This window comes from Dermatobacter hominis, from assembly GCF_020715685.1.
Taxonomy (GTDB): domain Bacteria; phylum Actinomycetota; class Acidimicrobiia; order Acidimicrobiales; family Microtrichaceae; genus Dermatobacter; species Dermatobacter hominis.
Window position 1 is genome coordinate 1,360,033 of sequence record NZ_CP085840.1, and the last position, 12,878, is coordinate 1,372,910.

7 protein-coding genes are annotated in these 12,878 nt (G+C 73.4%); 2 read left to right on the top strand and 5 right to left on the bottom strand.

The window, feature by feature from the left end; all coding sequences use genetic code 11:
• Nucleotides 1-105: 105 nt before the first annotated feature.
• Nucleotides 106-2,175 carry a 1,4-alpha-glucan branching protein GlgB gene (glgB, locus tag LH044_RS06310; RefSeq protein WP_227758952.1) on the bottom strand — a complete coding sequence of 690 codons (2,070 nt, stop codon included), beginning with the start codon at nt 2,173-2,175 and terminating at the stop codon, nt 106-108.
• Nucleotides 2,172-3,545: a maltokinase N-terminal cap-like domain-containing protein gene (locus LH044_RS06315; RefSeq protein ID WP_227758953.1), complete on the bottom strand. Its 1,374-nt coding sequence runs from the start codon at nt 3,543-3,545 to the stop codon at nt 2,172-2,174. The genes glgB and LH044_RS06315 overlap by 4 nt, the downstream gene beginning before the upstream one ends.
• 165 nt (nt 3,546-3,710) lie before the next feature.
• On the opposite strand from LH044_RS06315, the gene LH044_RS06320 reads away from it, so the two are divergent.
• Nucleotides 3,711-5,783 carry an acyltransferase family protein gene (locus LH044_RS06320; RefSeq protein ID WP_227758954.1) on the top strand — a complete coding sequence of 691 codons (2,073 nt, stop codon included), beginning with the start codon at nt 3,711-3,713 and terminating at the stop codon, nt 5,781-5,783.
• A 93-nt stretch (nt 5,784-5,876) separates the two neighbouring features.
• Here LH044_RS06320 and treS read toward each other — a convergent pair whose 3' ends face one another.
• Entirely contained in the window at nt 5,877-7,565 is a 1,689-nt protein-coding gene (treS, locus tag LH044_RS06325; protein ID WP_227758955.1) for a maltose alpha-D-glucosyltransferase, read from the bottom strand.
• A gap of 290 nt (nt 7,566-7,855) precedes the next feature.
• On the opposite strand from treS, the gene LH044_RS06330 reads away from it, so the two are divergent.
• On the top strand, nt 7,856-8,884 hold the full coding sequence (locus tag LH044_RS06330; protein WP_227758956.1) for a ScyD/ScyE family protein: 1,029 nt from the start codon (nt 7,856-7,858) through the stop codon (nt 8,882-8,884).
• 128 nt (nt 8,885-9,012) lie between these two features.
• On the opposite strand, the gene LH044_RS06335 is transcribed toward LH044_RS06330, so the two are convergent.
• Nucleotides 9,013-11,055, bottom strand: a complete 2,043-nt coding sequence (locus tag LH044_RS06335; protein ID WP_227758957.1) for an alpha-1,4-glucan--maltose-1-phosphate maltosyltransferase — start codon at nt 11,053-11,055, stop codon at nt 9,013-9,015.
• A gap of 76 nt (nt 11,056-11,131) precedes the next feature.
• A complete protein-coding gene (locus tag LH044_RS06340; protein ID WP_227758958.1) occupies nt 11,132-12,781 on the bottom strand; it encodes a TolB-like translocation protein in 1,650 nt (549 codons plus the stop codon).
• Nucleotides 12,782-12,878 lie beyond the last annotated feature (97 nt).

Here is a 12,878-nt window from a genome sequence, read left to right on the forward strand (position 1 = left end):
ACCTATCGGCGTGTCGCGGCGACGCCGCAGCTCCGGACGATCGCCGCTGCGGATCCGTTCAGGATCCCCGGTCGGGACCCGCACGGGGGACGTCGCGGTGCGCCGCTACACGTCGCGCGGTGGCGCGATGACGACGACCGACAGGGGCGGCAGCGTGAGCCGCAGCGAGTACGGCTGGCGCTGCCACGGCGTGTCGGGGTCGACGGTCAGCACGTCGCCGCCGTCGGGCACCAGCTCGTGGCCGCTGCCGCCGTAGCGGCGGTTGTCGGTGTCGAGCAGGACCCGCCAGTCCCCCGCGACCGGCACGCCGAGCCGGTAGCCGTGGCGCGGGACCGGCGTGAGGTTGGCGACGACGGCGACCATCTCCTCGGGAACGGTGCCGTCGGGCAGCGGACCGCGGGCGGGGTGGTCGTCGGGGATCCGGCGGCTGAACGCGAAGACCGACCGCTCGGGGTCGTCGGCCTCCATCCACCAGAAGTTCCCGTCGAGCGCCTCGTCGCCCGCCCACAGCGCCGGGTGCTCGGCCTGGATCCGGTTGAGGTCTTCGACCAGGGCCTTCACGCCGAGGTGCGCGGGGTGCTGCAGGAGCCACCAGTCGAGCTCGCGGTCGTGCGACCACTCCTGCTCCTGGGCGAGCTCGGCGCCCATGAACAGCAGCTGGCGGCCCGGGTGCACCCACTGCCACGCCAGCAGCGTCCGCAGGTTGGCGAACCGCTGCCACTCGTCGCCGGGCATCTTGCCGAGCAGCGAACCCTTGCCGTGGACGACCTCGTCGTGGCTGAGCGGGAGGATCCACCGCTCGTGGTTCGCGTACACCATCGGGAACGTCAGCTCGTGGTGGTGGTGCGAGCGGTGGACCGGGTCGTTCTGGAAGTAGCTGAGCGTGTCGTGCATCCAGCCGAGGTTCCACTTGCGGCTGAACCCCAGTCCCTCCCACGCCACCGGGGCGGTCACACCCGGCCACGACGTCGACTCCTCGGCGACGACCATCGCGCCGGGGTGCTCGGTGGCGACGGTCTCGTTCAGCTCCCGGATGAAGCCGAGGGCATCGAGGTCCTCGCGCCCGCCCTGCTCGTTCGGGACCCACTGGCCCGCGGCGCGGGAGTAGTCGAGGTAGAGCATCGACGCGACCGCGTCGACGCGGAGGCCGTCGACCCGGAACTCCTCGAGCCAGTAGAGGGCGTTGGCGATGAGGAAGTTCCGCACCTCGCGGCGACCGTGGTTGAACACGAGGGTGCCCCAGTCGGGGTGCTCGCCACGGCGCGGATCGGCGTGCTCGTACAGCGCGGTGCCGTCGAAGCGCGCGAGCGCGAACTCGTCCTTCGGGAAGTGGGCCGGGACCCAGTCGAGGATCACGCCGAGGCCTCGGTCGTGGCAGACGTCGATGAGGTGGCGGAGGTCGTCGGGGGTGCCGAGGCGGGCGTCGGGGGCGTAGTAGCCGCTGACCTGGTAGCCCCACGACCCACCGAACGGGTGCGTGGCGACCGGCATCAGCTCGACGTGGGTGAAGCCCAGCTCGGTCGCCCAGTCGGCCAACGGTTCGGCCAGCTGGCGCGCCGAGTGCGAGCTGCCGTCGGGGTGGCGCCGCCACGAGCCCAGGTGGACCTCGTAGATCGACAGCCGGCCGGCGTTGCGCTCGGCGCGCTCCCGGCGCCAGGGGCCGTTCGGGTCGCGCCACGGCGCAGGCTCGCCGCGGGCGACGGCGAACGCGCCCTCGGGCGCGAGGATCGACGCGGTGCGCGGCGGCACCTCGGCCTGCCGGGCGAGCGGGTCGGCGCGGAGGGTGGTCCGGCCGTCGGCCCCGACGATCTCGTACTTGTACGCCTGGCCGACCCGGGCGCGGGGCTCGAGGCCCCACCAGATCCCGCTCGAGGACTGCGGCTGGAGCTCGGTCGCCTCGGCGTCGTCGGTCGACCAGTACTCCCAGTCGCCGACCACCCGCACGCGGCGGGCGTTGGGCGCCCAGACCGCGAAGGTGGCGCCGCCACCGGGCAGCAGGTGGCCACCGAGCAGCTCCCAGAGCCGGCGGTGACGGCCCTCGTTGAACAGGTAGACGTCGACATCGCCCGGCGGCGACGGCGGCGGGCCCGGCGGTTCGCGGAACGGGCTCGCCGTCCCGTCCGCCGTGGCGGTGGTCGCCCCGGGCAACGAGGCGGGACCGGCCGGCGCGCTCATGCGAAGGGGTCCTCGTCCTCGGGCGGCTGCTCCGGCAGCTCGTCGTCGTAGTCGAGCAGCCGCTCGACGGCCCGGATGGGCAGGTCGACCAGGTCGGGGCGGTGCGCCAGCTCGTAGGCGACCTCGTACACGGCCTTGTCCATCTCGAAGACGCTGAGCAGGGCGTCGCGCGACGCGCGGGCCTGCGGCAGCAGCCGGTGCACCTCGTCCACCTCGGCGTAGCCGGAGAGGAACGTGTTGATGGCCCGCTCCGACCAGGCGTCCGCCAGCAGGCGCAGCTCCTTGTCGGGCGTGCCGGTCTCGCGCAGGGCCAACCCGGCGGCGTAGTGGAACGAGCGCGTCATGCCCGCCACGTCGCGCAGCGGCGACGACGGCCGCCGGCGCTCGTCGAGCGGGCGGTCGGGCTCCCCCTCGAAGTCGAGCACCATCCAGCTGCGGGCGACCCGGAGCACCTGCCCGAGGTGCAGGTCGCCGTGGATGCGGATGGCCGAGCCGAGGTCGTCCGCGGTCCGCAGGCGCTGGTACACCTCCTCGATGCGGTACGTGTCGAGGTGGCCCGACGCGATCCGGTGCAGCTGCGCCGACATGTCGTCGGCCCAGGAACCGCCGTCGGCCGGCTCGGGCCCGAACGCCTCGGCGAGCGCCACGTGCAGGCGGGCGACGTCGCTGCCGAGCTGGTACGCCTCGCGGGCGAAGTCGAGCTTGCAGTCGCGGGGCGGGCGCCGCCGGTTGAACATCTCGCGGAGCGACGCCGTCGCGAGCTCGACGCCGTCACCGCGGCTGCGCTCGAACCGCCGCGTGACCGCGAAGTCGGTCCCGCTCCGGCGCCACACCGCGACCGGCACGGGGACGGCGCCGTAGCCGACGCGCCCGAGCGCCTCGGTCACCTCGACGTCGAGGTTCGGCCCCGGCTGCACCCGGCGGAAGACCTTCAGGATGTAGCGCTCGTCGAGCACCAGCGACGTGTTCGACTGCTCCCCGGGCTGGGCCCGCACGGTCGTCACGTCCAGCTCGGGGGCGACGATCGAGCTGAACTCGAGCGCCAGCTCCTCGTCCGCGAGGGCGTCGAACAGGTGGGCCTCGCCGCGCGGGGTCGCCATGTGGCCGACGTGCGCCACGTCGGGCAGCTCGTCGGGGCGCTCGGACGCCGCGCCGAGCGGGATCTGGTACCAGGACGGCTCCCCGCGGCCGCCGTCGCCGCGGACCTCGGCGAGGACCCAGAGCAGGCTCGGCCAGCCGTCGACCAGGGTGTCGACCCGGCGGATCCGGACCCGGGGCCGCTCGACCGCGGCGAACCACCGCTGACCCGCCAGGAAGGGGGGCAGCAGGCGGGCGAGCTCGGCGGAGAAGTCATCTGCGTCGATGGCCACGTTTCTACCCGCTGCGGGGGTGCCGGTCAGAACCTGGTGTGACGCATCCGTCACCACCGGTGTCGTTGGGGGCTCCATCCGGCCTGTGACTACCCATCGGGGCGGCGATCATGCGCCGGCCGGCCCGCCGGAGGCGCCGGGACCGCCCCGGGTACCGTCGTGGAGGTGCAGGTCGATCCCGCGGGTCCGACGACCCGCATCGCCGGCGGGCCGGCCCCGGAGCCGCTCGGGCACGTCCCGGCGCTCGACGGCCTGCGGGCCTTCGCCGTCGCCGCCGTGCTGCTGTTCCACGGCGGGATCAGCGGCCTGGACGGCGGCTTCCTCGGCGTGTCGGTCTTCTTCACGCTGTCCGGCTTCCTGATCACCTCGCTGCTGCTGCGCGAGTGGGCCGCGACGGCCGACGACGAGGGCGGCGGCATCGACCTGCGCCGGTTCTGGTCGCGACGGTTCCGCCGGCTGCTCGCGGCGTCGTGGCTGACGATGGGCCTCGTCGTCGTGATGGGCGCCCTGGGGGCCTGGGACGAGTCGCAGCTGCGGGACCTCCGCGGCGACGTGCCGTGGGCGATCGTCGAGCTGGTCAACTGGCACTTCATCGCGCAGGGCACGAGCTACGGCGCATCGCAGTCGCCGCCGTCGCCCCTCGAGCACTTCTGGAGCCTCGCGATCGAGCAGCAGTTCTACCTGCTGCTGCCGGTGCTGCTCATGGGCGTGCTTGCGATCGGGCGCCGCCGGGGCGCGGCGGTCGGGTCCCGGCTGCGGACCGCCGCGCTCGTGCTCGCGGGGCTGGCCGTGGCCTCGGCCGTCGCCAACGGCGTGGTCGCCCGGACCGCGATCGACCGTGCGTACTTCGGGACCGACACCCGGGCCGCTGAGCTGCTGATCGGCGTCCTGCTGGCGTTCGGGCTGCTCCGGCGCGTCCGGTTCGACGGCGCCGCCCGCCGGGTGGCGGTCGCGGCCGGCGTCGCGGGCACGGCGGTGCTCCTCGTGCTCTTCCACGTCGCCGAGCTCACGAGCCCGTGGCTCTACCCGTGGGGCCTGCTGCTCACCGCGGCGTGCACCGCCGGCCTCGTGGCGGCGTCGGTCCAGACCGGTCCCGTGTCGACGGTCCTGGCCGTGGCACCGGTCGTCGCGCTCGGGCGGATCAGCTACGGCGTCTACCTCCTCCACTGGCCGGTGTTCCTGTGGCTGACACCGGCCCGCACCGGGCTCGACGGCGGGGGCGCCGACACCGCGCTGCTGTTCGCGCTCCGCATCGGCGTGACGCTCGCGACGGCCGCGGCCATGTTCCGCTGGGTCGAGATGCCGGTCCGGACCGGCGGCCGGATCACGGCCCGGCAGGCCCGCGTGGCGATCCCCTGCGCAGCGGTGGTGCTGGTGCTCGGCGACCTGTGGGTGACGAGGGACCTGCCGCCGCCGCCCGACTACCTCCAGCCGCGGGAGGCGGGCGACGTCGACGTGATGGAGGCGCCCACGACGACGACCACCACGGTCCCCACCACCCTGCCGGCCCCGACCGCGCCGGCCCCGACGCCAGCGCCGCCGCCGACCCCGCCGCCCCGGCACCCCACGCGCGTGCTGCTCGTGGGCGACAGCGTGGCGGCGAGCATGGAGGACTCGCTCGGCGCGGCGCTCAACGACCGCGGCATCTCGTTCGCCACCTCGGCGGCTCCGGGCTGCGGGGTGGTGACCGGCGACCCGGCCGACGCGCAGGGCAACGTGCTCAGCATCACGACCGCGTGCAACACCGCGATCCCCGACATCCAGCGCCGAGCCGTGCGGGAGGTGCGCCCCGACCTCGTCGTCGTGCTCTCGACGTGGGAGACGGGCGATCGCGTCGTCGACGGCCGCTGGTACCAGGTGGGCACGCCCGAGACGGACGCGCTGCTGCGCCGGCTCTACGGCGAGAGCGTGCAGCGGCTGACCGCCGGCGGGGCCAGGGTGCTGCTGCTGACGATCCCCGACATCGTCGACGGGGCGACCAAGCAGGCGGACCCCGACGTGAACCGCCGCGCCGCGCTCGTCAACCCGCTGCTCACCGACCTGGGCGCGACCGTGCCCGGCGTCGACACGCTCGGCTTCGACCGGATCGTCTGCCCGACCACGCCGTGCCCGACCCACGTCGAGGGCATCGAGCTGCGACCGCGCGACGGCCGGCACTTCGACGAGGCCCCGGGCCGGGCCTTCGTCACCCAGCGGCTCGCGGACCAGATCGCCGCGCTCGACCTGAACGCCGTGTGACCCCCCACCAGGACCCGTTCTGTGATGCTCGATGCGTCGGAACAGACGTGATGAGCATCACAGAACCGGAGTGGGGCGTCGGGCGGGGCGACGTCAGGTGGTGGGCTCGGTGAGCTCGAACCAGAGGAACTCGTACGGCGGCAGCGTGACGAAGTACGGCAGCTCGCCGATCGGCGGGAAGGCGACGCCGCCGAGCAGCTCCACCGGCACGCTCCCGGCGAGGTGGCTCAGGAACAGCTCGGCCGGCTGGGCCGAGCCCGAGAAGTTGTTCACGCACAGGACCGGGCGCACCGACGCGTCGGCGCCCTCGTACGGCGTGCGCAGGTAGGCGAACACCGACGGCGTCGACACCTCCAGGATCTCGAAGCCGCCGAGGCCGAAGATCGAGTGCTGCTGGCGCACGTGGATGATGTGGCGCAGCCAGTTCAGGAACGACGCGCTGTCGCGGCGCTCGGCCTCGATGTTCACGGCCTGGAAGCCGTAGACCGGGTCCATGAGCGGGGGCAGGTACAGCTGCGCGAAGTCGGCGGCCGAGAAGCCGCCGTTGCGGTCCGGGTTCCACTGCATCGGCGTGCGCACGCCGTCGCGGTCGCCCAGGTAGATGTTGTCGCCCATGCCGATCTCGTCGCCGTAGTAGAGGATCGGCGTGCCCGGCATCGAGAAGAGCAGCGCGTGCAGCAGCTCGGCCTGGCGGCGGTCGTTGTCGAGCAGCGGGAACAAGCGTCGGGCGATGCCGACGTTGCGCCGCATGCGCGGGTCCCGCGCGTACTCGGCGTACATGTAGTCCCGCTCCTCGTCGGTGACCATCTCGAGCGTCAGCTCGTCGTGGTTCCGCAGGAAGATGCCCCACTGGCAGCCGTCGGGGATGCGCGGGATGCGGGCCAGGATCTCGGCGACCGGGGTCGACTCCTCGCGCCGCAGGCTCATGAACATGCGGGGCATCAGCGGGAAGTGGAAGCACATGTGGCACTCGTCGCCGTCGCCGAAGTACTCGACGACGTCCTCCGGCCACTGGTTCGCCTCGGCGAGCAGCACCTTCCCGGGGAACTTGTCGTCGACCTCCTTGCGGAGGCGGCGCAGGTACTCGTGCGTCTCGGGGAGGTTCTCGCCGTTGGTCCCGTCGCGCTCGAACAGGTAGGGCACGGCGTCGAGGCGGAAGCCGTCGAGCCCCAGTCCGAGCCAGTGGGACACCACGTCGAGCATGGCGTCCTGGACCTCGGGGTTGTCGTAGTTGAGGTCGGGCTGGTGGTGGAAGAACCGGTGCCAGTAGTACTGCCCCCGGACCGGGTCCCAGCTCCAGTTCGACGCCTCGGTGTCGGTGAAGATGATGCGCGCCTCGGACCACCGCTGGTCGTCGTCGCCCCACACGTACCAGTCGGCCTTGGGGTTGGTCCGGTCCTGGCGGGACTCCTGGAACCACGGGTGCTGGTCCGACGTGTGGTTCACGACCATGTCGGCGATCACGCGGATGCCGCGGCGGTGCGCCTCGTCGATCAGACGGGCTGCGTCCTCGGTCGTGCCGAAGTCGGGGTGGACGCTGTAGAAATCGGCGATGTCGTAGCCGCCGTCCTTGAGCGGCGACGAGTAGAAGGGCAGCAGCCAGAGGCAGTCGATGCCCAGCCACTCCAGGTAGTCGAGCTTGTCGGTGAGCCCGCGGAGGTCGCCGTTGCCGTCGCCGTTGGCGTCGTAGAAGCCACGGACGAGCACCTCGTAGAAGATCGACCGTCGGAACCAGTTCGGGTCCGCGATCGGGAGGGAGCCGGTGGAGGGGGGTTGCATCATGTCCGACCCAGCGTATCGGCGGCACCTGCGCGCTCCCGCGCTCGGACCAGGGGTGCTGGCACCCCTGGGTGACACAGGTTTCCACCCTTCTGCCCCGGCGCGTTCGGGGGGAGGGTGGACCCCGACACCGTGCACTTCGATCTCAGGGAGGAGACCTGCGCATGGGCACACATGGACAGCTGGGGACACATCGAGGTCGATCGCATCGACCGGGCACGGGACCAGGGGGGTCGCGATGGCGACGTCGCCTCGTCGGCACCGCCGCCGCGGTCGCAGCGACCGCCACGCTGGTGGTCGGCACCGGCACCGCGTCAGCGGGTGGCGGCTACGGCGGATCGGGCGGCGGCAAGGGACCGACCACGTTGGCAGAGGGGCTGATCGGACCGCTGCACCTCGACGTGCAGCGCGGCCACAAGGGTGCGGACGTCCTCGTCTCGCAGTCCTTCGCCGGCACGATCAGCAAGGTGCGGTCCGGCGGATCGGTCACCGATCTGGTCACCGAGCCCGGCGGCTTCACCGGCGGGGTCGCCGGTGGCCCGTTCGGCACGCTGCTCTACCTGAGCAACGGCGAGCAGGGTGCGTTCCTCAAGCTTCGCCTGCCGGGCGGGCAGACGGTCGACCTCGCCGACCTCGGCACCTACGAGGCGACGAAGAACCCCGACCAGGTGAACACCTACGGCCTGCAGGGCGCCTCGCCGGAGTGCCTCGCCCAGCTGCCGCCGGACGTGCCGGGGCTCGCCCCGTACAAGGGTGACGTCAACCCGAACCCGTACGAGCTCGCGGTCACGCCGTGGGGCGCGTACGTCGCCGACGCCGGCGGCAACACGATCCTGTTCGTCGAGTGGTCGGGCAAGATCCGGACCGTGTCGGTGCTGCCGCCGCGGCCCGAGGTGGTCACCGCCGAGGCGGCCGCGGGCGCCGGCCTGCCCGAGTGCGCGGTGGGGCTCACGTTCAACTTCGAGCCCGTGCCCACCGACGTCGAGTTCGGCCCCGGCGGGCTGTACGTCTCGTCGCTGCCCGGCGGCCCCGAGGACGCGAGCCTCGGCGCACGGGGCGGCGTGTTCAAGGTCGACCCCCGCAACGGTCGGGCGACCCTGATCGGCACCGGGTTCCTCGGCGCCACCAACCTGGCCGTGGCACCGAACGGGACCGTGTACGTCGCGGAGCTGTTCGGCGGCAAGATCTCGAAGCTCGTCAAGGGCGGTCCCCGCACCGTCCTCGAGGTCACCGAACCGGCCGGGCTCGAGTGGTCGAACGGCCGGCTCTACGCCACGACCGACGTCAACACGTCGGGGAAGGTCATCACCTTCCGGCCCTGACCGGTCCTCGCACCGACGCACGGACGTCGCCCGCTCCCCGTCCCCGGGGGGCGGGCGACGCCGCGTCGCGGGTCGGGCGGTCGTCGACGGGCCGGTCGTTCGTCGGGTCGGTCGTCGACGGGCTGGCGTCAGTCCCGGACGACGGCCAGCACGTGACCCGGGCGCTCGACCGGGTCGAGCAGCACGTAGTTGGCCGGTCCGCCCCACGTGTAGGTGGTGCCGTCCAGCTCGTCGCGCACCTGGTACGGGACGCCGTCGGCCAGACCGAGCGCGCCGAGGTCGAGGTGCACGGTCGCCTCGCGCGCCTCGTACGGGTTGACGTTGACCACGCACACGACGGTGTCGGCCGGCTCGCCGTCGTCGGTCGCAGGCCGGTGGTGCGAGTAGACGAGCAGGTCGTCGTTGTCCACGTCGTGGAACCGCATCGAGCCGATCCGGTGCAGCGACGGGTGCGCCCGCCGGATCCGGTTGAGCCGCGCGAGGAACGGCATCAGCGAGTCGGGCCGGTCCCAGTCGCGCCGCTTGATCTCGTACTTCTCCGAGTCGAGGTACTCCTCGTTTGTGTCCGACGCCGGCCGGTTCTCGTAGAGCTCGTAGCCGGAGTAGACGCCCCAGCTCGGCGACATCGTCGCCGCGAGGAGGGCCCTGAGGCGGAAGGCGGCGGGCGGCCCGTCGCGCAGCGGCCCGGACAGGATGTCGGGGGTGTTGGGCCAGAAGTTCGGGCGGAAGTACCCCGATGCCGGGCCGTGCGCGAGCTCCTCGCCGTACTCCCGCAGCTCCCACGCCGCGGTCCGCCAGGTGAAGTACGTGTAGCTCTGCTGGAACCCGACCTCGGCGAGCGTGTGCATCATCGCCGGCAGCGTGAACGCCTCGGCCAGCAGCACCAGGTCGGGCCACCGCTCCAGCAGCTCCGGGATGACCCAGGCCCAGAACGCGACCGGCTTGGTGTGCGGGTTGTCGACCCTGAACGTGCGGATGCCGCGCTCGGCCCAGAACTCGAACACCCCGCGGCACGCCTCCCACAGCGCGACGCGGTCCTCCTCGCGATCGGGCCAGAAGTTGATCGGGTAGATGTCCTGGTACTTCTTCGGCGGGTTCTCGGCGAAGCGGATCGAGCCGTCGGGGAGCTGCGTGAACCACTCCGGGTGGTCCCGGGCCCAGGGGTGGTCGGGGCTGCACTGGAACGCGATGTCGAGCGCGACCTCGACGCCGAGCTCCGCGGCGCGGGCGACGAACCGGTCGATGTCGTCGAACGTGCCCAGGTCGGGGTGCAGCGAGGTGTGGCCGCCCTCGTCGGAGCGCTCCGAGGCGAGGCCGATGGCCCACGGGCTGCCCACGTCGTCGGGCCCGGCGACGAGCGTGTTGTTCCGGCCCTTGCGGTTGGTCACCCCGATCGGGTGCACCGGGGGGAGGTACAGCACGTCGAAGCCCGCGGCGGCGACCGCCTCAAGCCGGTCCCAGATCCGGGAGCCCTCGACGAAGCCGCCCTCGGACCGGGGGAACAGCTCGTACCAGCTGCCGTACACGGCCCGCTCGCGGTCGACGCGCAGCGGCAGCCGCTCGGAGCTCGTCAGCTCGACGGGGTCGGGCACGCCCGCCAGCAGCGCGGCGACCGCGTCGTCGAGCCCGGCGGCCAGCCGGACCTGGTCGGAGCAGGTCGTCGAGCGCAGGCCGTCGACCGCGTCCTGCAGCCGCGGCCGGGACCCCTTCGGCACCTCGGGGAGGAGCGCCTCGATCGCACGGGCGCCGACCTCGAACTCGAGCGTGAGGTCCTGGCCCGCCGCGGCCCGCTCGCGCAGGTCCCGACGCCAGGTGGCGAACCGGTCGAGCCACGCCTGCACCTCGATCTCGTAGCGGCCCGGCGCGTCGACGACGATCGTCGCGTCCCAGCGCCCGCTGCCGTCCTGGCGGTCCCGCAGCGGCGCGGTCGACCACGCCTCCGCCTTGGCCCCCTTGCCCGCCTTCCCGCCGTCCGCGCCGCCGGGACCGACCCGCCGCCAGCGGACGCGGCCGGCGAGCACGCCGTGGCCGTCGCGGACGAGCGTGACCGAGACCGTGACCGGGTCACCCTCGACGGCGCGCGCCGGGTACCCGCCGGGTGTGCGAGGCGCCAGCTCCCGGAACGTGATGCGACCGGTCGTGGCGGGGCCGGGGGACGTGGAGCGCGGCATCGGGTCTCCGTTCCGGTGGGGGGGGTGGTTCGGGGGCGATCGGCGGACCGGCTCGCCCACCGGCTCGGCAGGACGGTCAGCGCCGCCGCACGGCCATGTCGAACCTACCCGTGGCCCAGGGCAGATCAGCAGTGGAGATCCAGATCCCGCTGATCGAGAAGACGCGCACGCCCAGCACGGTGGGACGGCCCAGCACCATGAACGTGCGATCCACGCCGCTCTCGGGGTCGGTGATCGTGATCTGCCCCGACACCGACTCGCCGCCCGACGACCGGAGGTCGACCTCCATCACGGCGCCGCCGTCGACCAGCCGCCCCTTCAGCCGGCCGCCGTCGCCCTCGGTGTCGGTCAGCTGGCCCTGGACCGTCGGGTCGAGCACGAACGAGTGGTTGAACTCGATCGGGCCCCGCAGGTCGACGTCGAGGTAGACGTCCTGCACCAGCGGGCGCACGAGCGGCGCCACCGTCGACGCGTCCGGGCCGGGGCGGGTCCGCCCCGAGTCGGGGTTGAGGAAGGTGATCGTGCCGTCGCACTCGACCCGACCGGCGTCGCGGCGGCACGGGGCGAGCGTGATCCACCGGCCCTCGGTGGTCCACCCCGGCGGGGCGACGCCGAAGGTGGCCGTGTCGGGGGTGCCGGCCGGCGTGATGTCCAGCGCCTTGCCGCCCTTCGACGAGATCAGCATCAGCCGGGAGCAGTCCCGCCCGGCGCCGTACACGATGCGGGTGCCGTCCGGCGACACGGCCGGCGCGCAGATCGTGTCGTCGGTGACGAGCGTGGTCCGGTCGAGCGTGTCGGTCGAGATGCGGACGAGCTCCCGGCGGCCCTTGGCCGGGCCGACGGCCACGATGAAGCGCCCGTCGGGGGCGAAGGCCGGGTCGTCGGCGGAGAAGTAGGTCGGCGTCTCGGTGCCCGACGTGGCGGCCACGAGCGTGTAGCGCTGCGTCGTGCCGGGGATGACCGACTCCAGCACGAGCAGGTCGTCGGCCGGCGACCAGGTGATCCCGACGTAGGAGCGCAGCGACGGATCGCCGAGGCGCGTCACCGCCTCGCCCGCCCGGGACACGATCTTGACGACGTTGCCGAGGACGCCGGTGGGCAGCGGGGCGGGGAACGAGTTCGGGTCCTGCAGCGGCGGGCGCGCCGCCGAGCGGGGCGCCGCCATGTCCTGCGTCCCGACCGCGAGGTAGGCGATCGTCGTGCCGGTCGCGTCCCACGCCAGCGACGGGTCCCGGCCGAGCGAGCTCGTGACCGCGTCGGTCGCGAGCACGGTCGGCGGGCCGCCGTCGATCGGCACGGTCACGAGCGACCCGTCGGAGCGGACGAAGGCGACGAGGTCGGCGGTCGGCGCGATCGCGACGGCCGACTGGCCGCCGCGGCCGATCGCCGCGCCCTGGGCCACCTCGACCGGCGCGGCATCGCCCTGCCCGATCCACACCCGTCCGTCGGCGGTGACGTACGCGACCTGGCCCGACGGCTCGGCGTTGCTCGCGTCGGGCCGGCCGGTGGCGGACCCGTCGGGGATCGTGGTCGTCGACGGATCGACCCCCTGCAGGTCGACGTCGACCCCCCGATCCGCAGCACCGAGGCCCTCCTGGGCCCGGGCCGGCTCGGCGGCGAGCGAGCCGAGGACGGCGAGCGCCACCACCGCCACGAGCGCGACCACCGGCGCGGCGCGACGGGTGCGCGGGTGCCCTGCAGGCGCGGGTCGGGGGCGAGGTGACATGCGGTGACCCAGGGTACCGGGGGCGCTGCAGCGGTCTCCCCCGGGCCCCGGCAGCGGTCTCAGCATCGGCCACGGACGGGGCCGCGAGCCGTGAACG

What these genes read in the sequence shown, in the direction of transcription:
- LH044_RS06335 (WP_227758957.1), bottom strand. Translation starts at nt 11,055, where the DNA reads ATGCCGCGCTCCACGTCCCCCGGCCCCGCCACGACCGGTCGCATCACG.
- glgB (WP_227758952.1), bottom strand. Translation starts at nt 2,175, where the DNA reads ATGAGCGCGCCGGCCGGTCCCGCCTCGTTGCCCGGGGCGACCACCGCC.
- treS (WP_227758955.1), bottom strand. Translation starts at nt 7,565, where the DNA reads ATGATGCAACCCCCCTCCACCGGCTCCCTCCCGATCGCGGACCCGAAC.
- LH044_RS06340 (WP_227758958.1), bottom strand. Translation starts at nt 12,781, where the DNA reads ATGTCACCTCGCCCCCGACCCGCGCCTGCAGGGCACCCGCGCACCCGT.